Annotated in this window: 19 protein-coding genes, 2 tRNA genes, 3 rRNA genes and 1 pseudogene; 13 read left to right on the forward strand and 12 right to left on the reverse strand. The window is 40.0% G+C overall.

Features of this window, described 5'->3' with window-relative positions:
* Positions 1–9: 9 nt before the first annotated feature.
* Positions 10–810, forward strand: a complete 801-nt coding sequence (locus H7R46_RS18455; protein WP_086260822.1) for an ABC transporter ATP-binding protein — start codon at positions 10–12, stop codon at positions 808–810.
* Between the two features lie 259 nt (positions 811–1,069).
* Complete coding sequence (locus H7R46_RS18460; RefSeq protein ID WP_005071782.1) at positions 1,070–1,690, forward strand: TetR/AcrR family transcriptional regulator; 621 nt, start codon at positions 1,070–1,072, stop codon at positions 1,688–1,690.
* A 35-nt stretch (positions 1,691–1,725) separates the two neighbouring features.
* Here H7R46_RS18460 and H7R46_RS18465 read toward each other — a convergent pair whose 3' ends face one another.
* Together H7R46_RS18465 and H7R46_RS18470 are read right to left on the reverse strand one after the other, a co-directional pair.
* Complete coding sequence (locus tag H7R46_RS18465; RefSeq protein ID WP_063097849.1) at positions 1,726–2,292, reverse strand: 5'-nucleosidase; 567 nt, start codon at positions 2,290–2,292, stop codon at positions 1,726–1,728.
* 80 nt (positions 2,293–2,372) lie between these two features.
* Positions 2,373–3,506 (reverse strand): TDT family transporter, encoded by a 1,134-nt coding sequence (locus tag H7R46_RS18470; RefSeq protein WP_086260821.1) that lies wholly within the window; start codon positions 3,504–3,506, stop codon positions 2,373–2,375.
* Between the two features lie 207 nt (positions 3,507–3,713).
* Here H7R46_RS18470 and ribF point away from each other — a divergent pair, with 207 nt between their 5' ends.
* The 5 genes from ribF (at position 3,714) to H7R46_RS18495 (ending at position 9,301) form a co-directional block, all read left to right on the forward strand.
* The gene (gene ribF / locus H7R46_RS18475) at positions 3,714–4,715 is read left to right on the forward strand and encodes a bifunctional riboflavin kinase/FAD synthetase (RefSeq protein WP_002120723.1); all 1,002 of its coding nucleotides are present in this window, start codon (positions 3,714–3,716) and stop codon (positions 4,713–4,715) included.
* 61 nt (positions 4,716–4,776) lie between these two features.
* On the forward strand, positions 4,777–7,614 hold the full coding sequence (gene ileS / locus H7R46_RS18480; RefSeq protein ID WP_086260820.1) for an isoleucine--tRNA ligase: 2,838 nt from the start codon (positions 4,777–4,779) through the stop codon (positions 7,612–7,614).
* Complete coding sequence (gene lspA, locus H7R46_RS18485) at positions 7,607–8,137, forward strand: signal peptidase II (RefSeq protein ID WP_005804840.1); 531 nt, start codon at positions 7,607–7,609, stop codon at positions 8,135–8,137. Before ileS ends, lspA begins: the two co-directional genes overlap by 8 nt.
* Position 8,138: 1 nt before the next feature.
* A complete protein-coding gene (locus H7R46_RS18490) occupies positions 8,139–8,621 on the forward strand; it encodes an FKBP-type peptidyl-prolyl cis-trans isomerase (RefSeq protein ID WP_078225530.1) in 483 nt (160 codons plus the stop codon).
* A gap of 137 nt (positions 8,622–8,758) precedes the next feature.
* On the forward strand, positions 8,759–9,301 hold the full coding sequence (locus tag H7R46_RS18495) for an NADPH-dependent FMN reductase (protein WP_016802658.1): 543 nt from the start codon (positions 8,759–8,761) through the stop codon (positions 9,299–9,301).
* A 43-nt stretch (positions 9,302–9,344) separates the two neighbouring features.
* Here H7R46_RS18495 and H7R46_RS18500 read toward each other — a convergent pair whose 3' ends face one another.
* The 8 genes from H7R46_RS18500 to H7R46_RS18535 all read right to left on the reverse strand — a co-directional run bounded on the left by H7R46_RS18500 (position 9,345) and on the right by H7R46_RS18535 (position 17,334).
* Positions 9,345–9,656: an ankyrin repeat domain-containing protein gene (locus tag H7R46_RS18500; RefSeq protein ID WP_002120691.1), complete on the reverse strand. Its 312-nt coding sequence runs from the start codon at positions 9,654–9,656 to the stop codon at positions 9,345–9,347.
* A 151-nt stretch (positions 9,657–9,807) separates the two neighbouring features.
* Positions 9,808–9,922 (reverse strand): 5S ribosomal RNA (gene rrf / locus H7R46_RS18505).
* 187 nt (positions 9,923–10,109) lie between these two features.
* A 23S ribosomal RNA gene (locus H7R46_RS18510) occupies positions 10,110–13,000 on the reverse strand.
* Positions 13,001–13,352: 352 nt separating this feature from the next.
* A tRNA-Ala gene (locus H7R46_RS18515) sits at positions 13,353–13,428 on the reverse strand.
* 55 nt (positions 13,429–13,483) lie between these two features.
* Positions 13,484–13,560: transfer RNA gene (locus H7R46_RS18520), tRNA-Ile, on the reverse strand.
* A 59-nt stretch (positions 13,561–13,619) separates the two neighbouring features.
* Positions 13,620–15,157: ribosomal RNA gene (locus H7R46_RS18525) — 16S ribosomal RNA — on the reverse strand.
* Together the 16S, 23S and 5S rRNA genes with 2 tRNA genes alongside form the textbook arrangement of a ribosomal RNA operon.
* A gap of 391 nt (positions 15,158–15,548) precedes the next feature.
* Entirely contained in the window at positions 15,549–16,106 is a 558-nt protein-coding gene (locus H7R46_RS18530) for a peptidylprolyl isomerase (RefSeq protein ID WP_182924231.1), read from the reverse strand.
* Between the two features lie 157 nt (positions 16,107–16,263).
* Positions 16,264–17,334 (reverse strand): alpha/beta hydrolase, encoded by a 1,071-nt coding sequence (locus tag H7R46_RS18535; protein WP_182924232.1) that lies wholly within the window; start codon positions 17,332–17,334, stop codon positions 16,264–16,266.
* Positions 17,335–17,544: 210 nt separating this feature from the next.
* On the opposite strand from H7R46_RS18535, the gene H7R46_RS18540 reads away from it, so the two are divergent.
* Complete coding sequence (locus H7R46_RS18540) at positions 17,545–17,862, forward strand: hypothetical protein (protein WP_032006006.1); 318 nt, start codon at positions 17,545–17,547, stop codon at positions 17,860–17,862.
* Between the two features lie 168 nt (positions 17,863–18,030).
* Here H7R46_RS18540 and H7R46_RS18545 read toward each other — a convergent pair whose 3' ends face one another.
* Together H7R46_RS18545 and H7R46_RS18550 are read right to left on the reverse strand one after the other, a co-directional pair.
* The gene (locus H7R46_RS18545; protein ID WP_000733015.1) at positions 18,031–18,261 is read right to left on the reverse strand and encodes a hypothetical protein; all 231 of its coding nucleotides are present in this window, start codon (positions 18,259–18,261) and stop codon (positions 18,031–18,033) included.
* Between the two features lie 390 nt (positions 18,262–18,651).
* Complete coding sequence (locus H7R46_RS18550; RefSeq protein ID WP_069122178.1) at positions 18,652–19,518, reverse strand: MBL fold metallo-hydrolase; 867 nt, start codon at positions 19,516–19,518, stop codon at positions 18,652–18,654.
* 107 nt (positions 19,519–19,625) lie between these two features.
* Here H7R46_RS18550 and H7R46_RS18555 point away from each other — a divergent pair, with 107 nt between their 5' ends.
* The 5 genes and pseudogenes from H7R46_RS18555 (at position 19,626) to H7R46_RS18575 (ending at position 25,635) form a co-directional block, all read left to right on the forward strand.
* Positions 19,626–20,519 (forward strand): LysR family transcriptional regulator, encoded by an 894-nt coding sequence (locus H7R46_RS18555; protein ID WP_044102926.1) that lies wholly within the window; start codon positions 19,626–19,628, stop codon positions 20,517–20,519.
* 162 nt (positions 20,520–20,681) lie between these two features.
* On the forward strand, positions 20,682–21,236 hold the full coding sequence (grpE, locus tag H7R46_RS18560; RefSeq protein ID WP_002115470.1) for a nucleotide exchange factor GrpE: 555 nt from the start codon (positions 20,682–20,684) through the stop codon (positions 21,234–21,236).
* Positions 21,237–21,354: 118 nt separating this feature from the next.
* Positions 21,355–23,295, forward strand: coding sequence for a molecular chaperone DnaK (gene dnaK, locus H7R46_RS18565; RefSeq protein WP_002115449.1), 1,941 nt, complete (start codon positions 21,355–21,357; stop codon positions 23,293–23,295).
* Positions 23,296–23,622: 327 nt separating this feature from the next.
* Positions 23,623–24,528, forward strand: a complete 906-nt coding sequence (locus H7R46_RS18570; RefSeq protein WP_005072548.1) for a matrixin family metalloprotease — start codon at positions 23,623–23,625, stop codon at positions 24,526–24,528.
* A gap of 96 nt (positions 24,529–24,624) precedes the next feature.
* A pseudogene (locus H7R46_RS18575) lies at positions 24,625–25,635 on the forward strand (M57 family metalloprotease).
* Positions 25,636–25,728 lie beyond the last annotated feature (93 nt).

Consider the following 25,728-nt stretch of genomic DNA (forward strand, 5'->3'; position numbering starts at 1 on the left):
GCTTAGAACATGACAAATCTGAATTTAAATATTAATCAGAATGAAGTGCAGCTCATTCCGGAAGAACCAATAGAATCTCAAGAACCGATATTGGGTGCAGAGATTCTGATTGAGCAACTTTATAAATTCTATGGCGAGGTAAAGGTCCTCGAAGATCTTGACCTACACATCCAGCCGGGTGAGTTTTTAGCAATTGTTGGCCGAAGTGGTTGTGGCAAAAGTACGTTACTCCGTTTAATTGCTCAACTTGAAAAAGCCAGCTTTGGGGAAATCAAATTTAAATCTGCCCGACATTTACGTGAAGGCATTACGAACGATGATATTCGAGTAATGTTCCAAGATCCTCGTTTACTTCCTTGGAGAAATATTCTTCAAAATGTTCAACTTGGGCTACCAAAATCGCAACATGCTTTAGCAGAAGAATTACTAGAAAAAGTCGGTTTAAAAGAGAAATCAGGACAATGGCCTTCCCAGCTTTCAGGTGGTCAACGTCAGCGTACTGCCCTAGCCCGTGCACTATCACATACGCCGCGCATATTGTTGCTAGACGAACCTTTGGGTGCATTAGATGCGTTAACTCGGCTTGAGATGCAAAGCTTGATTGAACGCTTGTGGAAGGAGCAAGGCTTTACTGCAATTTTAGTCACACACGATGTGAGTGAAGCAGTGCAATTAGCTGACCGCATTATTTTATTAGATAAGGGTCAGATTGCTCAAAGTTTCCAAGTTAATTTGCCGCGCCCGCGTAAAAAAAGTATTACTTTTGCTCAACTTGAGCAACAAGTACTCGATGCGGTTTTGGCAACTTAAGGTTGTGATGAGTAATGAGAGTATCTCAGCCGAAAAATGCCCAATTTACGAGCAATAAAACTGCTGTTTTATTGCTCTTTTTTAGGGCGAAAGTTAAAAAATATTTTTAAGAATAACAATAAACTAGGGAATCTCTCTATTTTTTGCACAATAGTATATCTATTACACAAATAACTAGCTGTTTTTTGATTAAAAAAGCAAGACACCTGTGCACAAATCAAACAATTTCCCTTACAATGGGAATATTATTTTTTTAATTATGCAGCAGATGGAACAAAAAAAGAGTACCCAAAAGCGCAATCAGCTTCTTGCTGCGGCCCTTGACGTATTTTCAGTCTATGGGTTCAGTGGAGCAAGTCTGGATGAAATTGCCCAACTCGCCGACATGCATAAGTCGAATATTTTCTATTACTATGAAAATAAAGAGTCTTTATATGTAGAAGTGCTCACAACCGTTTTACAAAAATGGTTGGCCCCCTTACAAACTTTAGAAGCTGAATTAGAACCAGCCGAAGCCTTATCTCACTATTTAATTCAAAAAATCGAACTGTCTCGTAGCCAACCGAAAGCATCTAGATTGTTTGCACTAGAAATTATTCAAGGCGCTCCACATATTTTGCCTATACTGAAAGGGCCTTTGAAAAAGCTATTTAAACGCAAAGCTAAAGTCATTCAGACTTGGCAAGAAGAAGGAAAGATTTCCCCAGATATCGACCCAGAATTATTAATCTTAAATATTTGGGGCCTTACGCAAAACTATGCAGATTTTGCAACTCAAATGGAAATGGTGACTGGTAAAACGCTTCGTAACCGCAGTATGTTTCAGCGTTCGATTGAGCATACGGTACATATGATGCTCTACGGCGTATTACCTCGTTAAAACAAAAAAAGATCGGCAAATTTGCCGATCTTTTTTTAGAAATGGTTTTGATAAAGGGCTAGGAGTTTCTGAGCACCTAACAATAAATTTTCTTCCCAATCCAGATGCGCAGTGTCATCTGCCCCATCAGTAATATACTTCACCGAGATTAATCGTACACCTAACTTGTGGCACACTTTAGCTAAAGCATAGCCTTCCATATCAACCACATCACAAGCTACTTTTGGCTGACCCGTTTCAAATGAATCACCAGTTCCACATACTGCTTTTGGTAAATCAGCAAAATGTGGTTGAAGATGAATCTCTGCCGCCAAATGATCATCTAACGGCGTTACACCTACTTCAAATCCTAACGGTGAAACATCCATATCCCGTTGTACAAAAGTTTTTACTTCGACCAAATCATGTCGATTAAATGCAGAGCTTCCCGCTGTACCTAAATTAATTAGAGTTTTGCATCCTGTTTTTTGAATAACTTCAAATGCTTTAAAGGCAGCATTAATCTTACCAATACCACTGTAATGGACTTTAACACCTGCTTGTTCAAATAAACCCTTAGATTCATTAGGAAGCGCCATAATTAAAGCAATATCAGTGTTCATTTAAAAAGCTCAAATCAAAATTAAATAAGTTAGAAAATAAGTATAAATCAGGTGCAAAAGCTTTTTGCACCTTTTCATCATTACTGCACTTTTTGTTGTAAAGCGATTAAGCAGGGAGAAAAAAACAGTTGACCACTATATGCTCCTGCAAGCGTTTTCTTCATTACTATGCCCCACATTGCCAATAATAAAAGACTCAATGCCACAGCAACGTATTGTAAAAATACAACTTCAACCTGATGTCCTAAGTTAAATAGTGCGAGAATAAATACACCGAATGGAAAGGTTAGGCCCCACCAGCCCAAGTTAAATGGAATACCTGTCTTTGCGTGACGGAGCGTTGTTAAAATCGCAAGACCAAGCCACCATAACCCAAAACCTAAAAGCACGAGACTACCTACAACTCCTAAAGCTTGAAAGACATTAGTAAATTGGTCAAATCCTACATTTGGCGCCACTCTTTGTGCCTGTTGCCCTAATAACAATAAACCTAATGCACCTGTACCAATCGGGCCTAAAGAGAGCCAGCTAGAAATAGCGACTTCTTTTTCAGGTAACTGATGCAAAGCCATACGCAACATTAAAATTGTCAGAATAGCGAATGCTGGTAAAACAGAGATTCCCCAAAGTACATAGCCAGCCATTAATAAATGAAAGCTGTGCACATCTGCTGGTAAATGTGCAACCAACATGCCCGCAGAACTTGCTGCGACTTCACAAGCAACCACAGGTAAAAGCCAAATTGCAGTCATGGTATGTAGCTGATGGTTCTGACGACTAAACATACAAAATGGCACGATCCACGCAATTGCCAGTGCTAAAAAGACATCGATGTACCATAAAGCTTGAGCAATATGTATTGCCACTTCACCGTAAAGCCCGAAACCGAAGCTTAAAAAACCATTTAATATCGTTGCGAGCCCCATTGGGATAGCCCCTAAAAACAAGCTCATATTTGGATGATTAAATATTTGCTTCGCTTCATGAGGGAAAAGAAACCACCGCAATAAATAAAGAACTGAAAAAACGCTAAATAAAACAATATTAAATTGCCATAACCAAGTTGCTAGCGTGAATAAAAATGATTGAGCAAATGGCAGCTGAATTAAAATCATACTCACCACGCCAGTACCCATAGTCGCTGTAAACCAATTTGGGGTAAAATGTCGTATAACATCTTTGCTTTGATTTAATTGGTAAAAGGGTTTTTTCATCTTAGTTCTCTAATCAAAGAGTGGATAAAGATATAGTAGAGCAAACCATTAATAAGAAAAATTGATTTATTTTTATTTAATTCATCAATATTTTAAATATATAAATATTCATATTGAAAAATAACTGAGTAAAAACACAACAACAAGACGAATCTGTGAGATTATGGCAATATATAGCCCTTGCAAAAATAGCCATATTTTAAGTTCATGAAACTGCTTCGTCTCAATGCGTTATCGCCCAATTTTCAGTTACCTCAAACAGCGGTAACTATTGGTAATTTTGATGGTGTCCATTTAGGCCACCAAGCGATGATTGCTCAACTCAAAAACATTGCTGCAGCACAAGGCTTAAAAACACTGGTCATGATTTTTGAGCCACAACCTCTTGAGTTCTTTAAAGGTTACGATGCACCTCCTCGTATTAATTCATTACGGGAAAAAGTTGAATACCTAGCTGAGCTTGGCGTTGACTATATTGCGGTTGCTAAATTTGATGAACATTTCCGTAGCATGAGCGCATCTGCCTTCGCAGATTTATTAAAAAACAAATTAAATGCCCAGTCATTAGTTTTAGGGGATGACTTTCATTTCGGTAAAGACCGCCAAGGCAACAGTGAATTTTTAAAAGATTATGGCTTCCAAGTCACAAATTTACATACCATTGAACTTGAAGGTGAACGCGTCAGTTCAACCCGTATTCGCCAAGTACTTCAAGTGGGTAATCTTGCTTTAGCAGCTAAATTATTAGGCCGTCCGTACAGTATTACTGGACGTGTCCAATATGGCGACCAAATTGGACGAACTCTTGATTTTCCAACCATTAATGTTCGTCTCAACCGCCACAAACCTTGTTTAAACGGTATTTATGGCGTTGAAGTCATTTGCGAAACAACTTCTCTCACTGAAAAAGTGCGCCAAGAAACACCAGAGAAACCGGGAATTGCCGGATATCATGAAAACAGCCTCTATGGCGCAGGTCATGTCGGTACACGTCCCGCCATTCAGCAAGAACATCCAGAATGGAGATTAGAAGTACATTTCCCTGATGTTTCTGCTAATCTGTATGGCTTATTTATGCGGGTGACTTTTCTTCACTATCTTCATGGTGAATTGAACTACCCTTCGCTTGAAGCACTTAAGGCTGGAATTGATAATGACGTGCAACAGTTACGACAATACCGTAACGACACGACACAATTTCCTTTTTAATTCGAATTTTGATTGTAAAACATGTCAGCTCCCAAGCTGATTAAACTGGAAGAAAACTTGCATGAGCGATAAGCAAACTCCTGAGAATGCAGTGGACTACAAAGCCACGCTAAACCTGCCGGATACTCAATTTGCAATGAAAGCAAATTTGGCAGTACGTGAAGTGAAATGGTTAGAAGAGTGGTATACCGACAACATTTATCAGCAGATTCGTGCATCGCGTATTGGCAAGAAAAAATATATTTTGCATGATGGCCCTCCATATGCGAACGGTACAATTCACTTAGGTCACGCAGTTAATAAAGTACTCAAAGACGTTATTGTAAAAAGCCGTACGCTTTCAGGTTTTGATGCACCATATGTTCCGGGTTGGGACTGTCATGGCTTGCCAATCGAACTAAAAGTCGAAGAGAAAGTAGGTAAAGTGGGCGAAAAAGTTGACGCAGCAACTTTCCGTAAACTTTGCCGTGAATATGCGCTAAAACAAATTGATTTACAGCGTACTGACTTTAAACGTCTTGGTATTTTAGGTGATTGGGATAATCCTTATCTCACCATGAATTACAAACAAGAAGCCGATATCGTTCGTGCTCTAGGTCTCATCCAGAAAAATGGCCATATCCAACCAGGCTTAAAGCCAGTGAACTGGTGTATGGACTGTGGTTCAGCTCTTGCTGAAGCAGAAGTTGAATACGAAGATAAAAAATCTGACGCAATTGACGTTGGTTTTGGCGTTGTCGATCTCAAAGATTTAAGTGCCCGCTTAAAGTTAGAAGTTCAAGATCCAACAGATATCGTGATCTGGACCACTACACCTTGGACATTACCAGCTAACCAAGCCGTTGCGTTGCATGCCGAAATTGAATATCAATTGGTACAAGTGACAACTGAGCGCGGTAAGCAAAACTTCATTCTTGCTAAAGACCTAGTTGCTTCAGCGATTGAGCGTTACAAGCTTGAAAACCCAGTTGTTTTAGCTGATTTTACTGGTTCGGCTCTTGAAAACCTTACCCTGCAACATCCTCTACTTACTGATCGTCAAGTTCCGGTTATTTTAGGTGAGCACGTTATTGCAACAAGCGGTACAGGTGCCGTACATACAGCACCTGGCCATGGTGCAGACGACTATAAAGTAGGTCTTCAATACAACCTTAAAGTAGACAATCCAGTGGGCGGTAACGGTGTTTATCTTCCAACTGCTCCAATCTATGCTGGTGAGCACATCTATAAAGCCAATCCAAAGATTATTGAAGCTTTGGGTGCTGTAGGCCGTTTATGGGCTCATCAGCCAATTAAACACAGTTACCCACACTGCTGGCGCCATAAGACTCCAATTATTTTCCGTGCTACACCACAATGGTTCATTAGCATGGATCAAAAAGGTTTACGTGAAGGTGCGCTTAATGCCATTGAAAATGATATCGAGTTTGTACCGAACTGGGGTAAAAACCGTATTGAATCAATGATCGAAGGTCGTCCGGACTGGTGTATTTCACGTCAACGTACTTGGGGTGTTCCAATTCCATTCTTCGTTCATAAAGACACGAACGAATTACACCCACGCACACCTGAACTCATCGAAGAAGTTGCTCAACTGATCGAAGAAGAAGGTATCGAAGCATGGTTCAAACGTGAAGCGAAAGACTTCATCGGTGAAGATGCTGAACAATATAACGCTGTTCGCGATACACTCGATGTATGGTTCGACTCTGGTACAACGCATTACGCTGTACTTGAGCAACGTGATGAATTAGAAAGCCCTGCTGACTTATATTTAGAGGGTTCAGACCAACACCGTGGCTGGTTCCAATCTTCTTTATTAACATCTATGGCAATTCACAATCGTGCGCCATATAAAGCCTTGTTAACTCATGGTTTTACAGTGGACGAAAACGGTCGTAAATTGTCGAAATCTTTAGGCAACTATATCCCGCTTGAAGAAATCATCAAACAGCTTGGTGCAGATGGTTTACGACTATATGTAGCGTCTAGCGACTACCGTTATGAAATCGCAGCATCGAAAGAAATCTTTAGCCGTGTAAGTGATAGCTATCGCCGTATTCGTAATACCCTACGCTTCTTGCTTGCGAACCTAAATGGTTTCAAACCAAGTACTGATGCTCTGGATGTAGATGACCTTATCGCTCTAGATCAATACATCTTACAGCGTGCGAATGAAGTACAACAAACCATTATCACTGCCTATGAAGAAATGAACTTCCATGTGGTGTGTAGTGCGTTAACAAGCTTCTGTATTAATGACTTAGGTGGTTTCTACCTAGATATTATCAAAGACCGTCAATACACCACTAAAGCGGATTCTCAGGCACGTCGTTCTGCTCAAACAGCGCTTTATCATATTGTCCAAGCATTTATCCGTTGGATGAGCCCAATCTTAAGCTTTACGGCTCAAGAAGCTTGGCCATTGATTCCAGAACAAACTGAAAAGTATGTATTTACATCAGAATGGTATAACTTGCCTGTTTCATCAAAGGCAAACTTGCTTTCTGAAGAAGATTGGCAAACATTGATTAGCGTAAAATCTGCAGTAAATAAACAGATTGAAGCAGCGCGTAACGCTAAACTTGTCGGCAGTAATCTTTCAGCCAAAGTTGAACTTTGGGCAAGTGAATCATTACAAACAGTTTTAAACCAACTGGCTGATGAACTCCGTTTTGTTCTTATTACTTCGCAAGTAGTAGTACATCCATTTGCTGAGCAAGGTGAAGCAACTGAAATGGAAGGCTTACGTGTACAAATATCTGCAGCTGAAGGTGAAAAATGTGCACGTTGCTGGCACGTCCTTCCAGATGTAAATACACATGCCGATCATCCTGGTTTATGTGGTCGTTGTATTGTGAACGTCACTGGTCGTGGCGAAGTGAGAAAATATGCCTAATTCACAAGCTAAAAAAGGCTTATTCCAGTTTTATCCACATAATCTGATTTGGCTTGGACTTTCAGTCCTTGCCATTGTATTGGATCAATGGACAAAATGGATTGCGAGTACACATCTAAACTATGCAGATCCTGTACCTGTACTTCCATTTTTAAACTGGACACTATTACATAACTATGGTGCAGCTTTTAGCTTTTTATCTGATGCAGGAGGATGGCAGCGCTATTTCTTCACATCTTTGGCGGGCTTAGTTTCAGTACTTTTTGTATTTTGGTTAATGCGTATGCCTAAAAAAATGGTGGTGCTACCTGTAGCCATCGCTTTAATTTTAGGTGGAGCTTTAGGCAATTTAATTGACCGTATTACCCTAGGTTATGTGGTCGATTTCATTCATGTTTATTACCAAAATCATCACTTTCCAGCTTTTAATATTGCGGACAGTGCCATCACTCTAGGTACGATTTTGCTACTCATTGATACATTCTTCCTTGAGAAGCAACGTAACCAAAATTCGGATGCATAATATGACCGAAATTATTCACCCTAACGAAGAAATTCGTATCCAAGAAGGCTCTAAAGTCGACCTACACTTTTCTGTAGCTATCGAAAATGGTGTAGAAATTGACAATACACGTAGCCGTGAAGAGCCAGTTAGTCTGACTATTGGTGACGGAAACCTTTTACCAGGTTTCGAAAAAGCATTATTCGGTTTACGTGCTGGTGACCGCCGTACAGTACACCTTCCACCAGAAGAGGCTTTTGGTCCGTGGAATCCAGAAAATGTTCAAACTTTCGATACAGTTAAGTTTGAACAACGCCCTATTCCTGGTCACATGATCGAATTTGAAGATAAGGCAAAAACCACCTTATTCGGTGTAGTAAAATCAGTTAATGATGACATTACAGAAATTGATTTTAATCACCCATTAGCTGGGAAAAATATTACCTTTGAAGTAGAAATATTTAAGGTTACTCCTGAAGGCCAACAAGGCATTAAGCTAATGTAAATAAAAAAGCCCTCTAAATGAGGGCTTTTTTATGATTCAATTTTTATTAGTGACATAAGAATCCTTACAAATTCTATATTCTCTCCTACCTATAGAATGAATTAAGTTATAAAGATAAAAATTCTTAGGAAAATTACATGCTGGTCTATATTATCGTAGGAAGTGTTCGTGAAGGACGTACAGCAATTAAAGTTGCCAATTGGCTAGAATCCACAATTCCATCATTTAATCTAGAAGATTTTCAGACAGAAATAATTGATTTAAAAGAGTGGAATTTACCGTTATTTTCAGGCTCTCACCCACCTGCTACTGGGGTTTATGATCAACCTAAACAACAAGAATGGGCAGACAAAATTGCTCAAGCAGACGCATTTATCTTCATTAGCCCAGAATACAACCATGGTTACAGCCCAGCTTTAAAAAATGCACTTGATTATGTCGGCAAGGAGTGGGGTGGTAAACCTGCTGCATTTATTGGCTATGGTTCAACAAATGGCTCTCGTTCTATTAGTCAAATACGTCAAGTCACCTCAAGTTTAAGTATTATTGACCCGAATGCTGTAATAGAGATAAGAGATATATTTAAACGTAATAAAGATGAAAAATTCGAAGCTAATGAGTTTGAAGTAAAAGGTCTTCAATCCATTCTTGAGAAACTACAGAAATATCATTTGTCTTAATTGAACAAAAGGCCTCTTTTCTAAACAAAAGAGGCCTTTAATTTTATAAACTCTTTAAATACTCCACTACATTAGTATTACCAGCCATTTCTGCAAGCTCTAATGCTGTGTATTCACTTTTGTAAGCGACATGCGCACCTTTTTCAATTAAGAGTTGAACTATCTCTAAATGATCATTTTCAGCAGCTGCTTGTAGAGCACTATATCCCTCATCATCTATCTGATTAGGATTTTCTCCCTCTATTAGTAATTCTTTTACTTGATCGATATCACCTAGAGATGCCCAATAAATCAATGCAGGCAAAGATAGCTCTTCATCATCTTCAGGTATTGGAGAGAAAGAATTGATTTTCATGGACGTACCCAAAAATAATAGAGTTCGTCATTATATTCATAGAATACAGCAAGAATACAAATCTAATTTTGGACCTATCTTTTATTAAAAATTAAATTCCGCACATAAAGAAACACCCCCATTCGTTAGAACGGGGGTGTTTAGAATAATGAGCTGGCGATGACTTACTCTCACATGGGTAACCCCACACTACCATCAGCGCTAAGAGGTTTCACTTCTGAGTTCGGGAAGGGATCAGGTGGTTCACTCTTGCTATGGTCGCCAGCACAACTGGTATGGATACTTGCTTCGTTTTATTCACTGTGTGATACGTTGCGTTTTCCAAATCTTGACAGATGGGCTGATTGAATCTGATTTTTCGTTGTTCATTTTAGCTAGTAGTATAACTAAATCAAGTTGCTTTGCATGTTTATGAATCGATTGATGCTTCATATACAACTGCTTGGGTGTTGTATAGTCAAGCCTCACGAGCAATTAGTATTGGTCAGCTTCACATATCACTATGCTTCCACATCCAACCTATCAACGTCCTAGTCTCGAACGGCTCTTTAGAGGAATAAATTCCTAGGGAAATCTTATCTTGAGGTAGGCTTCCCGCTTAGATGCTTTCAGCGGTTATCCCTTCCGAACATAGCTACCCGGCGATGCGACTGGCGTCACAACCGGTACACCAGAGGTTCGTCCACTCTGGTCCTCTCGTACTAGGAGCAGATCCTCTCAAATTTCCAGCGCCCACGGTAGATAGGGACCGAACTGTCTCACGACGTTCTAAACCCAGCTCGCGTACCTCTTTAAATGGCGAACAGCCATACCCTTGGGACCTGCTTCAGCCCCAGGATGAGATGAGCCGACATCGAGGTGCCAAACACCGCCGTCGATATGAACTCTTGGGCGGTATCAGCCTGTTATCCCCAGAGTACCTTTTATCCGTTGAGCGATGGCCCTTCCATACAGAACCACCGGATCACTAAGACCTACTTTCGTACCTGCTCGACTTGTGGGTCTCGCAGTTAAGCGCGCTTTTGCCTTTATACTCTACGCGTGATTTCCGACCACGCTGAGCGCACCTTCGTACTCCTCCGTTACTCTTTAGGAGGAGACCGCCCCAGTCAAACTACCCACCAGACACGGTCCTCGTCCCGGATAACGGGACAGAGTTAGAACCTCAACATTACCAGGGTGGTATTTCAAGGACGGCTCCATTGGAACTAGCGTTCCAACTTCAAAGCCTCCCACCTATCCTACACAAGTAAGGTCAAAGTTCAGTGTCAAGCTGCAGTAAAGGTTCACGGGGTCTTTCCGTCTAGCCGCGGGTACACTGCATCTTCACAGCGATTTCGATTTCACTGAGCCTCTGCTGGAGACAGCGCCGCCATCATTATGCCATTCGTGCAGGTCGGAACTTACCCGACAAGGAATTTCGCTACCTTAGGACCGTTATAGTTACGGCCGCCGTTTACTGGGGCTTCGATCAAGAGCTTCGCTTACGCTAACCCCATCAATTAACCTTCCAGCACCGGGCAGGCATCACACCCTATACGTCCACTTTCGTGTTTGCAGAGTGCTATGTTTTTAATAAACAGTTGCAGCGGCCTGGTTTCTGCGGCTGTCGTCAGCTCAGGAAGCAAGTTCCATCACCAACAACAGCGTACCTTCTCCCGAAGTTACGGTACCATTTTGCCTAGTTCCTTCAGCAGAGTTCTCTCAAGCGCCTTGGTCTACTCGACCTGACCACCTGTGTCGGTTTCGGGTACGATTCCTGTGTAACTGAAGCTTAGAGACTTTTCCTGGAAGCATGGTATCAGCCACTTCACTGTACAAGTACAGCTTGCTATCGGATCTCAGTATAGAGTACCCCGGATTTGCCTAAGATACATACCTACATCCTTCCACCTGGACAACCAACGCCAGGCTGACTTAACCTTCTCCGTCCTCTCATCGCATTACACAGAAGTATTGGAATATTAACCAATTTCCCATCGACTACGCCTTTCGGCCTCGCCTTAGGGGTCGACTCACCCAGCCCCGATTAACGTTGGACTGGAACCCTTGGTCTTTCGGCGAACGGGTTTTTCACCCGTTTTGTCGTTACTCACGTCAGCATTCGCACTTCTGATACCTCCAGCATACTTCTCAATACACCTTCATCGGCTTACAGAACGCTCCCCTACCACTTGACTAATGTCAAATCCGCAGCTTCGGCACATAGTTTTAGCCCCGTTACATCTTCCGCGCAGGCCGACTCGACTAGTGAGCTATTACGCTTTCTTTAAAGGGTGGCTGCTTCTAAGCCAACCTCCTAGCTGTCTATGCCTTCCCACATCGTTTCCCACTTAACTATGATTTTGGGGCCTTAGCTGGCGGTCTGGATTGTTTTCCTCTTGACTACGGACGTTAGCACCCGCAGTCTGTCTCCCGGATAGTACTCATAGGTATTCGGAGTTTGCATCGGTTTGGTAAGTCGGGATGACCCCCTAGCCGAAACAGTGCTCTACCCCCTATGGTATTCGTCCGAGGCGCTACCTAAATAGCTTTCGGGGAGAACCAGCTATCACCAGGCTTGATTAGCCTTTCACCCCTATCCACAAGTCATCCCCTGGCTTTTCAACGACAGTGGGTTCGGTCCTCCAGTTAGTGTTACCCAACCTTCAACCTGCTCATGGATAGATCGCCTGGTTTCGGGTCTATACCCAGCAACTAAACGCCCTATTAAGACTCGATTTCTCTACGGCTCCCCTATACGGTTAACCTCGCTACTGAATATAAGTCGCTGACCCATTATACAAAAGGTACGCAGTCACACCACGAAGGTGCTCCCACTGCTTGTATGCATGCGGTTTCAGGATCTATTTCACTCCCCTCACAGGGGTTCTTTTCGCCTTTCCCTCACGGTACTGGTTCACTATCGGTCAGTCAGGAGTATTTAGCCTTGGAGGATGGTCCCCCCATATTCAGACAAGGTTTCACGTGCCTCGCCCTACTCGTCATCATTATGTGTGCCCTTTCGTGTACGGGAATATCACCCTCTACGTTCGCACTTCCCAGAGCGTTCCACTAAAACACACATAACTTAATGGGCTGATCCCCGTTCGCTCGCCGCTACTGAGGGAATCTCAATTGATTTCTTTTCCTAAGGGTACTGAGATGTTTCACTTCCCCTCGTTCGCCTTGCAACACTATGTATTCATGTTGCAATACCTACCTTAAAGTAGGTGGGTTCCCCCATTCAGAAATCTCCGGATCAAAGGATATTTGCCGCCTCCCCGGAGCTTTTCGCAGGCTATCACGTCTTTCATCGCCTCTGACTGCCAAGGCATCCACCACATGCACTTAATTACTTGACTATACAACCCCAAACAGTCGTCAACACCTACAAGTGAGTGTTGTCCGTGCGATTCTTCATCGCTACTATCTGTTGTCTGTGTACTTAAACACTGTACAGCTTCAATCTAAATTCATATACCAAAACGCTTGATTCAGTTAATTTGCTAGTTCTCAATTCATCTAGATTAATTGCTTAATCTAAACTCTTGAGTGAACAATTTATTTCAGACTCAATTTTGCCAATCTGTTAATGAATAAACATGCCTTCGTCAGGTCATGCTTAATACCGTGATACTTAAATCACAGAAGTTAATAAACCAAGATCTAAATCTCTATTTACTAATTTCTGTAATCCGAACTTCTCTTAAGTTCTGGTGGAGACTAGGAGAGTCGAACTCCTGACCTCCTGCGTGCAAAGCAGGCGCTCTACCAACTAAGCTAAGTCCCCAGCTTACATCATCAGTCATGTATCTTTTATCTATAACTTCAACCAGTCAAAGTCATGGTGGGTCTGACAAGACTTGAACTTGTGACCCCACGCTTATCAAGCGTGTGCTCTAACCAACTGAGCTACAGACCCTCAGATACATCTATGAAGAACAACTTGTTGTGGATTCTTACCAATCGTCAATCTTTCGTTAAGGAGGTGATCCAGCCGCAGGTTCCCCTACGGCTACCTTGTTACGACTTCACCCCAGTCATCGGCCACACCGTGGTAACCGCCCTCTTTGCAGTTAGGCTAGCTACTTCTGGTGCAACAAACTCCCATGGTGTGACGGGCGGTGTGTACAAGGCCCGGGAACGTATTCACCGCGGCATTCTGATCCGCGATTACTAGCGATTCCGACTTCATGGAGTCGAGTTGCAGACTCCAATCCGGACTACGATCGGCTTTTTGAGATTAGCATCCTATCGCTAGGTAGCAACCCTTTGTACCGACCATTGTAGCACGTGTGTAGCCCTGGCCGTAAGGGCCATGATGACTTGACGTCGTCCCCGCCTTCCTCCAGTTTGTCACTGGCAGTATCCTTAAAGTTCCCGACATTACTCGCTGGCAAATAAGGAAAAGGGTTGCGCTCGTTGCGGGACTTAACCCAACATCTCACGACACGAGCTGACGACAGCCATGCAGCACCTGTATGTAAGTTCCCGAAGGCACCAATCCATCTCTGGAAAGTTCTTACTATGTCAAGGCCAGGTAAGGTTCTTCGCGTTGCATCGAATTAAACCACATGCTCCACCGCTTGTGCGGGCCCCCGTCAATTCATTTGAGTTTTAGTCTTGCGACCGTACTCCCCAGGCGGTCTACTTATCGCGTTAGCTGCGCCACTAAAGCCTCAAAGGCCCCAACGGCTAGTAGACATCGTTTACGGCATGGACTACCAGGGTATCTAATCCTGTTTGCTCCCCATGCTTTCGCACCTCAGCGTCAGTGTTAGGCCAGATGGCTGCCTTCGCCATCGGTATTCCTCCAGATCTCTACGCATTTCACCGCTACACCTGGAATTCTACCATCCTCTCCCACACTCTAGCTAACCAGTATCGAATGCAATTCCCAAGTTAAGCTCGGGGATTTCACATTTGACTTAATTAGCCGCCTACGCGCGCTTTACGCCCAGTAAATCCGATTAACGCTTGCACCCTCTGTATTACCGCGGCTGCTGGCACAGAGTTAGCCGGTGCTTATTCTGCGAGTAACGTCCACTATCTCTAGGTATTAACTAAAGTAGCCTCCTCCTCGCTTAAAGTGCTTTACAACCATAAGGCCTTCTTCACACACGCGGCATGGCTGGATCAGGCTTGCGCCCATTGTCCAATATTCCCCACTGCTGCCTCCCGTAGGAGTCTGGGCCGTGTCTCAGTCCCAGTGTGGCGGATCATCCTCTCAGACCCGCTACAGATCGTCGCCTTGGTAGGCCTTTACCCCACCAACTAGCTAATCCGACTTAGGCTCATCTATTAGCGCAAGGTCCGAAGATCCCCTGCTTTCTCCCGTAGGACGTATGCGGTATTAGCATTCCTTTCGAAATGTTGTCCCCCACTAATAGGCAGATTCCTAAGCATTACTCACCCGTCCGCCGCTAAGATCAGTAGCAAGCTACCTCTCTCCGCTCGACTTGCATGTGTTAAGCCTGCCGCCAGCGTTCAATCTGAGCCATGATCAAACTCTTCAGTTAAAATCATTTTGCACCTTATTAAAGACAAGGTGCCAATTCTGGCTCATCAATTACTGACTTAAATTTCGCTCAAATAAACTTCGAGTAATTTAAACCAATCAATTAATGAAAATTATTTCGATTAATCAATCAGTAAAAATCCACACAAGTTGTTCTTCAATTCTCTTAATGATTTTCCTGCTCTTCGTCAGAGACAGAATTCAACGCAATACTAAGCTTTCATCTTAACCCTGTAAGCTAAGATATTCTCGTGTATCGCGTCGGGATGAGTGCATTATAGGGGAAAAAAACTGGTACGCAAGCACTTTTATAAATATGCACGTTCGACCGGTTCTTTTTCAGCCAAAAAAAAATCTCAAAAATAAACAAATATATGATTTATATGGTTAATTTATTTTTGAAGAGTTTTAAACTTTATATCTACTATCTTTATAGCCTGTTTTGGTACGTTTTGATGCATGCCATAGTTTGATGTAGGGACCTGAACAATACGGTCAACCACATCCATTCCTTTAATTACTTTTCCAAAAACTGCGTAACCCGCATTACCCGCAGAACGATTTAAAAAATTATTATCTGCAACGTTTATGAAAAACTGACTAGTAGCTGAGTTAGGATTTGCAGTACGAGCCATAGCCAACGTTCCGCGTGTGTTAGCAATTCCATTTCCAGCTTCATTTTTGATAGGCGCTCGCGTAGTCTTTTCCTGCATATTTGCAGCAAGTCCACCGCCCTGCACCATAAAACCAGGAATTACGCGGTGAAATATCGTATCTTTATAAAAGCCTGACTTTATATAGTCTTTAAAATTCTTCACACTGTTTGGTGCTTTATCATCATAAAGTTGTATTTCAATATTGCCTAAATTTGTTTGCATTTCAACTAAAGTGTCAGCCCAGACTGAATGGCTGCTTATACCCAAACAACATAACATTAATAATTTTTTCATATCTTCCTACAATAAAATGCAAAACTTAATGAAGGATAAATTTAATCATCTATATAAAAGAATTCTAGTGAGTATTTATTATCTTTTATTTAGTACTTTACATTTTAGATTTGAGTATTAGTCCACGTTCCACGTGAAACATGGACTAAGCTTTTATTTAACTATTTTTATCCCAGAACTTTCTGAAGTTTTTACTAATCTCGATAGTATATCTTTTTGCCTTTTTAGAAATAGGTGTCAAATTTATAAAACCATGGGTTTGATCCGGATATTCTTCATAATGCATTTTGACGCCATTTTGTCTTAGCTTATAGCTATAAATTTTCGCTTCATCATGCAATACGTCATGGCCAGCAGTAATCACGAAAGCTGGCGGGCTCTTTTTCAAATTACCATAGGTTGGAGAAATAATCGGATCGTCTAATTCTACATTATGCTGAGTTGCATAATATTGGGTAACATAATTGATATCATTATCTGTTAAAACCAATCCTTCATTATAGGCATAGAAAGAAGGATGTCGGCTTTTAAAATCAACTGTAGGGTAAATGAGAAGCTGTGCTTGTGGAGCATAAGGTTTGTTTACTGATCTTTGAGCCACAACCGTACTGATATTGCCACCTGCGCTATCCCCTGCTACAGCAATACGATTTTTTAATATTTTTAGTTGTCTGCGATTTTGATATACCCAAGCTAATGCATCTTCACATGATTGGATTAAATGTTGAGGTGAGACCTCAGGTGCAAGTGGATAATCAATACTGAGTACTTGTACTTTTGCATATTTTGCCAATATACGACAAACCTCATCATGAGTATCTAAACCACCTACAACGAACCCTCCCCCGTGATAGAAAACAATCAGAGGTAATTTTTTATTCGGTGACGGATGATAGTGTCTTGCGAAAACAGTTCCACTTTGAAGCGGCAAACGAATGTCTTCCACTGAATCAATTTCAGTTGATTTCTGGCGTATAGCCAACATTTGTGTATCAAACTGCCGTCTAGACTCAATAGGATCTGAACCAATGAAACCAATACGTCCCTGTTTAATTTGTACGGCCATCATACATTTAGTAAACGAATCGAGCTCCGGGTATTGGTAGGCATATCCAAGGATTTTGGCAAGTGATTCTTGAGCTAATCGAGGTAACTTATCAAGAGCTCGAGCAGCAGGCCCTTGGCCCTTATCTAGCAATGTTTGAATTTTTTGATTAAATGCTGTCATGCCTATCTCCATGAATTCCTCTTATCCTTCATATTTTCTACAGAATTCTTTGTTGTTTGACTATATTCGCATACAACTCATGTAATCAAGATACAAAGGTAAAAACCAATCTACGCTAATCTGATTTATAGCAAATGTCATTAACAAATCTGTCGTTTAAAACAGGACTTTTTTGCCAATTATTGTTAACAGACAAAAGGAGATTGTGCTATGTCAGCAAAACTAGTTGTTACTTTATTAGCAACCAGTCTTTTAACTGTAGGTTGTGTTGCTTATACAGATGATCCTTATTACCGCGGTGGTTATGGTTACCATGATCATGATGATGACCGCTATGATGGACGTCGCTATAGTGACTGGGAACGAAAACGTTGGGAAGAGCGTAAGAGAATATACGAACAACAACGTAAGGATGCTCGCGAACAGGATAGAAATCGTCGTGAGTGGGAAAAAAGACACCGTGAATGGGAGAAGAAAAGATTAGAAGATCGTGATCACAATCATAGAGATTATCATGATGATGACTAAAATCTATTAGAATATGGAAGCCCCAAAGAAAAAATCTCTTGGGGCTTTTTGTTGAGAAATCCACATTCTCTTGACTATAGAATAATGAGTAGCAGCTCATTTCATATATAAATCGGCATCTTGAATATATGTACTCTATAATCTTTTAACTGTTCTTATCGCTAAGAATTACTGAGCAGTTGCAGAACCTGAAACAGAACCAGAAGCACCAGCATCAACTTGACCTGGTTGTGCTTGACCAGAAACACCAGCATCTACACCAACACCAGCTTGTACGCCAGATGGGCTAGCGCTAGTTTGAGCTGAACCTGATGCATTTAAGCCAGCTTCAGATGCACAACCAACAGCTGTAAAAGCAACACCAGCAAGTACTACAGAGATAAGACCTAATTTTTTCATAATCACTTTCCTTTCATTACGACAAACATTTAAATGCAAAGTTCATCTTCGCGCTGCCTATAATTCACAATTTTTTTTCTGGCGTGCGTATCATTGGTTGTCTTTTGTAGTAATAGAAGTACAAATTGTGCAATTTTTTATTAAAACCTCTTCCTTAGCCTCACCTCTACCTTTTATATAGAAGCTACAACTTAAGCTTTTGTTTATTTTTATCAATTTCTAATTTTTATCTTAGCCTTTTACTCTCGTTAAAAATTTTCTCTTCATAGAAATGCTATATAAGGTGCGTAGAATGTTACAGAGTCTTTTTACTTGAAAATGCCTTATTTCATAAAAAAAGCCGAGGATAGACCACGGCTTTTTAGAAAATTTATGGTGTTTCGACTTTAATTATGGCCATTGCATCTCGCCTTTTACAACTTTTGCGCCTAGTTCTAGGCTATCCACACTCTTTAATGTTGGATATTGTTTCTGCATGAGCTGACTTAGCTCACTCGCATTTTTACTTACTTTGACCGCTTTCTCATAGCTCTTGAGATAGTCGATAGAGAAGTTAACCGCATCCAAACCTTGTGGAGCTCCCTCAACCATATGAGCTGGAACAACTGTTTGAGGTTGGAGTGATTTAATACTTTCTAAAGCTTGAATCACTTCATTGCGATCTTTAACTTTTGGCGTATCTGCCATCCATAAATGAATACCTGAAGAGACAGGAATACCGCCTACAACTGCTTTTGAAGAAGGAATCCATAAATAAGTAAGTTCTTTCTTACCTTTAATCTCGATTGACTCATTCTCTAGTTTTAAAGTTTTAGCGGTATAAGCTTGAGGCACAATAATTTGGCTAGGCGCATTTGCACCCATTTGTGGGCCCCAGTATTTCACTTTAAGCGCTTGAGTATCTTGGATATGTTTAACAGTTTCTGGCGTAGCGATGATTTGTACATTTGGGAAGTATTGTTTAAATACATCTAAGCCAAAGTAATAGTCCGGATCGCCATAACTTACGAAAATTGTCTTTAGTGTTTTACCGCTATCGAGAATATCTGCAGCAATACGTAATGCTTCAGATTTTGAGAATTGCGCATTAACCAATAGAACTTCTTTATCGCCTTCAATTAAAGTAGAAGTCACACCAAAATGTTCGGGTTTAGCCAAGAAACTTTGGATTTTCAAATCTTGCGCAAAAGCTGAGGAAGTTACTGTTAAAGCGGTAGCAGTTGCTAGGACTGAAGCAGTTAATTTAAAAAATTTCATTATGTATTCTCCAAATTCATGAGAAATACTTTAAATTGCAATTCTTGTAAGATAAATGCACTAAATTAAGATAAACTGTTGCATATATTGTAACAATGATAAAGTATATGGACACATTAAAAGCCATACACGTCTTTGTTTCTATTGCTCAACATGGCAATTTAACCAAAGCCGCCGAACATCTAAATTATTCCCGTGCGATGGTTTCTCGCTATCTTGAGCACCTTGAGCACACCTTCTCAACTCGACTATTTCAAAGAAATACACGAAAAATATCTCTCACTCCAGCAGGCGAAAAAGCCCTACTCTACTGCGAGAATATTTTACAACAACAGCAACTTTTACAAGAGTTAGCCGCACCCGAACAACATAACGGTACGATTCGCTTTACCTGCGGCTTGTTTTTATTTCAACTAGGGGTTGGGGAATGTATTCGCCAATTTAAACAGCAACATCCACATATTCAATTTGATGTATATCTGACTGAAAATACGATGGACTTAATTGATGCTCAGGTCGATTTAGCCTTACGTATAACGCAAAAAGTTGCCGATGGTTTAATTGCACGACCTGTTTGTCAAATCGAGTCTGTATTCTGTGCTCATCCTGATTATTTAAAGCAACACAGCCCCCTCTCCCATCCAAGGCAACTTATTCAACATGAATGTTTAGCTCACCATAGCCAACATCAATTTTGGACACTTTTTGATACTGAACAGCAACCTCAAAACTATCCTTTGAACGTCACCTTTAAAAGTAATGATGTAAATGCTGTTTATGACATGTGTGTACATGCTCAAGGTGTAGCAATGTTACCGACTTTATTAGTTAAAAAAGATTTAAAAGAAAAACGATTGGTGCCTTTATTTAAAAACTTTTCGGCTCCCGAATTAAGTTTGTCGGTGGTATATGCTTCAAGACAACATTTGCCCAAAATAACCCAGGAATTTATTGCTTTTATGATCGAAAATTTAAATTTTTACTTAAAACCGCAAAATTAAAAGTTTTAAATTGCCGTGTACGCTTGAATTTTTAGGCAATGCCCATACTTCATCCCTATTAATGAATTACAGCATATGCATGGCAGTTCAGGTTTTACCCAGTAAATGCTGATGCCAAAAGGACTGTACATGTTTAAAAACCCATTTAAACGGAGATCATCAATGGCTAATGAGCAAAATGAGCAAGCTCAAGACATTCAACACGAGCAAGCAGAGCAATCTAATGAGCAAACTCAGGCTGAAGGTGTAGAGCAAGCAAACGACGTTACCGTTGAATCTTTACAAGCGCAAATCACCAAATTAGAAGAAAGCCTAAAACTTGAAAAAGCACGTACTGCGAATGCAGTTTACGAAGCACAAAAAAGTGTAGAGCGTATTCAACGTGAGTCTGACAAGCATAAAGAGACTGTGCTTGAAAAATTTGCAAAAGAGTTACTAGATTCTGTTGATAATTTAGAACGTGCAATTCAAGCGGCTGGTGATGAAGAAACGCCAGTACTTGAAGGTATTAAACTGACCTTGAAGTCGCTGTTAACCACACTTGAAAAATTTGGTGTTGTAGAAGCTGATACGAAAAATGGCTTCAATGCGGATTTACATCAAGCTGTAGGTATTGACCCAAATGCTAAAGCGAATGAAATCGGTAGCGTTTTACAAAAGGGCTATACGTTAAATGGTCGCTTATTGCGCCCTGCTATGGTTATGGTTGGTCAATAAATAATTTTTTGAGAGTTTTTAGATTTTTTTTCGCTAAAACGCTTGAAAAAAATAGATTCACTCTCATATCGGATAACAAGCAAAAACATTGCAAAAGAATTTTTGAGGAAAACGTCACATGGCAAAAATTATTGGTATTGACTTAGGTACTACCAACTCATGCGTTGCTGTACTTGAAGGCGATAAAGTAAAAGTAATCGAAAACGCTGAAGGCGCACGTACAACTCCATCGATCATTGCTTATAAAGATGGCGAGATCTTAGTAGGTCAAAGTGCTAAGCGTCAGGCAGTAACTAACCCGAAAAATACATTATTCGCTATCAAGCGTTTAATCGGTCGTCGTTATGAAGATCAAGCGGTACAAAAAGATATCGGTCTTGTACCTTATAAAATCATCAAAGCAGACAATGGCGATGCTTGGGTTGAAGTAAACGATAAAAAATTAGCGCCTCAACAGGTTTCTGCTGAAATCTTGAAAAAGATGAAGAAAACTGCAGAAGACTATTTAGGTGAAACAGTTACTGAAGCAGTTATTACTGTTCCTGCTTACTTTAACGATGCTCAACGTCAAGCAACTAAAGATGCGGGTAAAATCGCTGGTTTAGACGTTAAACGTATCATTAACGAACCAACTGCTGCTGCGCTTGCGTTCGGTATGGACAAAAAAGAAGGCGACCGTAAAGTTGCAGTTTACGACTTAGGTGGTGGTACTTTTGACGTATCAATCATTGAAATCGCAGACCTTGATGGCGACCAACAAATCGAAGTGTTATCAACAAACGGTGATACTTTCCTTGGTGGTGAAGACTTTGATAACGCATTAATTGAATTCTTAGTTGAAGAATTTAAGAAAGAACAAAGTGTGAACTTGAAAAATGATCCACTTGCGTTACAACGTTTGAAAGAAGCTGCTGAAAAAGCAAAAATCGAGCTTTCTTCATCAAATGCAACTGAAATCAACCTTCCATACATCACTGCTGATGCAACTGGTCCAAAACACTTAGTGATCAATGTAACACGTGCGAAACTTGAAGGTTTAGTTGCTGATTTAGTTGCTCGTACAATTGAGCCTTGTAAAATCGCGCTTAAAGATGCTGGTCTTTCGACTTCTGACATCTCTGACGTGATCTTGGTTGGTGGTCAGTCTCGTATGCCACTTGTACAACAAAAAGTACAAGAATTCTTTGGCAAAGAGCCACGTAAAGACGTGAACCCTGACGAAGCAGTTGCTATCGGTGCTGCGATTCAAGGCGCGGTATTGTCTGGTGACAAAACTGACGTTCTTTTATTAGACGTAACACCATTAACTTTAGGTATTGAAACAATGGGTGGTGTATTAACACCAATCATTGAGAAAAACACGACGATTCCTGCGAAGAAATCACAAGTGTTCTCTACTGCTGCTGACAACCAGCCTGCTGTAGACATTTCAGTTTACCAAGGTGAACGTAAGATGGCTCAACAAAACAAATTGTTGGGTAACTTCCAATTAGGCGATATTCCACCTGCTCCACGTGGTGTGCCACAAATTGAAGTATCTTTCGACATCAATGCTGATGGTATCTTGAAAGTATCTGCTAAAGATAAGAGCACTGGTAAAGAGCAATCGATCCAGATTAAAGCGAACTCAGGTTTGTCTGATGCTGAAATCGAAGCAATGATTAAAGATGCTGAAGCGAATGCTGAAGAAGATCGTAAGTTTGAAGAACTTGCAAAAGCTCGTAACGAAGCTGATGCATTAATTTCAAGCTCGAACAAAGCTGTTAAAGATCTTGGTGATAAAGTTACTGAAGATGAAAAAACAGCTGTAAGCACTGCCGTTTCTGAACTTGAAGCAGCAACAAAAGAAAATGATGTAGAAGATATCAAAGCGAAAACTGAAGCTTTACAAAACATCTTGATGCCTATCACTCAACGTGCTTATGAACAAGCGCAACAAGCTGGTGGTGCTGAAGGCTTTGATCCAAATGCATTCCAAGGTGGTGATGCGGGTCAACAAAAAGCAGATGATGGCGTTGTAGATGCTGAATTCACAGAAGTAAAAGATGACAAAAAATAATTTGTCGCTTTAAAAAAGACCGCGCGAAAGCGCGGTTTTTTATTGTTTACAAAAAGTAACAATAAGTTTTTTAATGATATTATTCAAATGCTTCTGTCAGAAAGATCAATGATAAAAACTAAATATTTAATTTTAAATAATATTTTTTGCTAAAAAATCACTGTTATTTACTACATTAATTATTTAATTATTGCCAAGTCTGAGAACATCTTTTTTAATTTTTCGACCAATATCACAAACCTCACCTAATCTATTGAGATTTTTATCGTTTTGACGAATTAAATTAAGTAGCTAACAATAAGATTTATTTATATTTTTTATTTTGCCATGAAAAAATTTCTATGGTGGGGATTGAGCTTATGCTTATGCATGGGCTTACAAACAACACTTTTTGCTCAAAGCAATCTGCCAATTCATTCATCTCATCAGCCTTTAAAATACCGAATTGCTTTTATTGATCCGCGGTTTCAACTTACTAAAGAACAACTAGTTGAGGTAAGTCGGCAAGCTGCTGAAATCTGGCAAAAAGAAACTGGAAAGACCTATTTTATTTATGATTCACAGGCTCAATTGTCAATTAACTTAATCTATGATGATCATCAAATGCTTAAGGATGAACAACAAAACAATTTGGATGCACTTTTGCAAAAGCAGGAAGCTTGGCGTATTAAAAATGAAGAAATTGTTCTAAACAAACAGCAAGTTACTCAACTATCAAGTGATTTAAACAAGAAAAAGGTCAGTCTAAAAGTTGAGTTTGAACAATATCAACAAGATGTAACGCGCTTTAATCAAGGAGAACATCAATACTCTAATGCCAATAATTTAAAAGAATGGCAAAAACAACTAGAGCAAAAATCGGAAGAGTTACAAAATGAATCCAATAGTCTAAATTTTAAAATTCAATCACTTAACTTAAAAATTAAAGAGCTAAATCGAGAGCAAAGTGATTTAAGCGCTTTAAAAACACAATTCAAACTAAAGCAGAAAACGAGTATTCAACCCTTCCATAAAGGTTTATTCAGTCAAAACCAAATTCAGATTTACGGTTATGCTTCTTTAAATGACTTACGCTTGACCCTTGCTCATGAACTTGGGCATGCTTTAGGGCTAAAACATACGACTGATCCTAAATCTTTAATGTATCCCTATTTAAAAGAGCAAGATATTCATAACTTTAAATTGACAGATTCAGATTTAGATTTATTAGGTTCAATTTATAGACCAAATTAAGGAAAAATCGTTAAAGTTAACTGATTAAAAAAAACTAAATAAAACCCAATATATTAAATTTTTCCTAAAAAATAATTTGGCATTTGGTAAAAAATAATGAGACTAAAGTCTCATTTATTTTCCTATTTTGTACGTTTTTTGATTGATTTTTCATTTTATATTCTTATAATACGTTTTTTTTAAAATCTCCCCCCTTCGATTATGCGTTTAACATCTTTGTTATTAGGCGTAGCCTTTGCTTTTTCTAATTTTCAGGCTAATGCTAATCTTGCCACTCCAACTCATACTCAAATTCAGCAAAAAGCAGGTCAACATTTGACTTACAAAATTGCTGATATTGATCCACGTTTTGGTTTAAGCCAAGACCAATTAATTCAAATTAGTCAACAAGCTGCGGACATTTGGAAGCAAGGTACTGGACAGGATTATTTTACTTATGATCCAAATGCAAAGTTAGAAATTCGTTTAGTTTACGATAATAGTCAAAGCCGTTCTGAACAGCGTCAAAAAATTGCAGCTCAGTTCCAACAAGAACAGCAACGTGTAATTGATGAACAGCAACAAATTAAGCAATTGAAGCAAACCCTTGGTCAAACTCAAGCCGACCTTGAAAATAAGAAGCAGATTTTGAATGGCAAATTGAAAAATCTTGACCAACTAATGATGGAGCTTAACCAAGGCAAATTAGCACCTGAATACAGCGCTAAATCTTTGGCTAAAACTCAGAAAGATTTGCAAAAACAAACTGTTGCTTTAAAGAAAGAAATTGCTGCATATAATCAGCAAGCTAAAGACTTAAATGTCAAAGTGACTCATTTTAATCAGATTAATAATGAGTTTAATAATTCATTGAACCAATTTAAGCAAAATACTCAAGCGGATGTCTTTAAAAAAGGTATCTATAACGGCAAACAAATTGTGATTTATGAGTTTAAGTCTATTGATGATTTACGCTTAACGATTGCTCATGAGTTAGGACATGCACTTGGTTTAAAACATAGCGATCAACCAAATGCATTGATGTACTCAGTACGTAAAGATGGTGACAAAAAAATCACTGGACTTACTGATGCTGACCGTGATCTATTAAGTGCTTTACCTCAATAATTAAGAGCTTGATATAAAATGATGTATCTATTTCTATGTAGATACATCGAAATTGGTATCAAAGTCATGTTATTGTGGTCATAAGAGCTAACG

This window comes from Acinetobacter sp. BEC1-S18-ESBL-01, assembly GCF_014169935.1.
GTDB classification, from domain to species: Bacteria; Pseudomonadota; Gammaproteobacteria; order Pseudomonadales; family Moraxellaceae; genus Acinetobacter; species Acinetobacter pittii.

Excerpts from the sequence above, each read along its gene's own strand:
- H7R46_RS18530 (WP_182924231.1), bottom strand. The coding sequence starts at position 16,106 with ATGAAAAAATTATTAATGTTATGTTGTTTGGGTATAAGCAGCCATTCA.
- ileS (WP_086260820.1), top strand. The coding sequence starts at position 4,777 with ATGAGCGATAAGCAAACTCCTGAGAATGCAGTGGACTACAAAGCCACG.
- H7R46_RS18545 (WP_000733015.1), bottom strand. The coding sequence starts at position 18,261 with ATGAAAAAATTAGGTCTTATCTCTGTAGTACTTGCTGGTGTTGCTTTT.
- H7R46_RS18570 (WP_005072548.1), top strand. The coding sequence starts at position 23,623 with ATGAAAAAATTTCTATGGTGGGGATTGAGCTTATGCTTATGCATGGGC.
- H7R46_RS18460 (WP_005071782.1), top strand. The coding sequence starts at position 1,070 with ATGCAGCAGATGGAACAAAAAAAGAGTACCCAAAAGCGCAATCAGCTT.
- H7R46_RS18535 (WP_182924232.1), bottom strand. The coding sequence starts at position 17,334 with ATGACAGCATTTAATCAAAAAATTCAAACATTGCTAGATAAGGGCCAA.
- H7R46_RS18540 (WP_032006006.1), top strand. The coding sequence starts at position 17,545 with ATGTCAGCAAAACTAGTTGTTACTTTATTAGCAACCAGTCTTTTAACT.
- ribF (WP_002120723.1), top strand. The coding sequence starts at position 3,714 with ATGAAACTGCTTCGTCTCAATGCGTTATCGCCCAATTTTCAGTTACCT.
- grpE (WP_002115470.1), top strand. The coding sequence starts at position 20,682 with ATGGCTAATGAGCAAAATGAGCAAGCTCAAGACATTCAACACGAGCAA.
- H7R46_RS18490 (WP_078225530.1), top strand. The coding sequence starts at position 8,139 with ATGACCGAAATTATTCACCCTAACGAAGAAATTCGTATCCAAGAAGGC.
- H7R46_RS18555 (WP_044102926.1), top strand. The coding sequence starts at position 19,626 with ATGGACACATTAAAAGCCATACACGTCTTTGTTTCTATTGCTCAACAT.
- H7R46_RS18455 (WP_086260822.1), top strand. The coding sequence starts at position 10 with ATGACAAATCTGAATTTAAATATTAATCAGAATGAAGTGCAGCTCATT.
- dnaK (WP_002115449.1), top strand. The coding sequence starts at position 21,355 with ATGGCAAAAATTATTGGTATTGACTTAGGTACTACCAACTCATGCGTT.
- H7R46_RS18470 (WP_086260821.1), bottom strand. The coding sequence starts at position 3,506 with ATGAAAAAACCCTTTTACCAATTAAATCAAAGCAAAGATGTTATACGA.
- lspA (WP_005804840.1), top strand. The coding sequence starts at position 7,607 with ATGCCTAATTCACAAGCTAAAAAAGGCTTATTCCAGTTTTATCCACAT.
- H7R46_RS18465 (WP_063097849.1), bottom strand. The coding sequence starts at position 2,292 with ATGAACACTGATATTGCTTTAATTATGGCGCTTCCTAATGAATCTAAG.
- H7R46_RS18550 (WP_069122178.1), bottom strand. The coding sequence starts at position 19,518 with ATGAAATTTTTTAAATTAACTGCTTCAGTCCTAGCAACTGCTACCGCT.
- H7R46_RS18495 (WP_016802658.1), top strand. The coding sequence starts at position 8,759 with ATGCTGGTCTATATTATCGTAGGAAGTGTTCGTGAAGGACGTACAGCA.
- H7R46_RS18500 (WP_002120691.1), bottom strand. The coding sequence starts at position 9,656 with ATGAAAATCAATTCTTTCTCTCCAATACCTGAAGATGATGAAGAGCTA.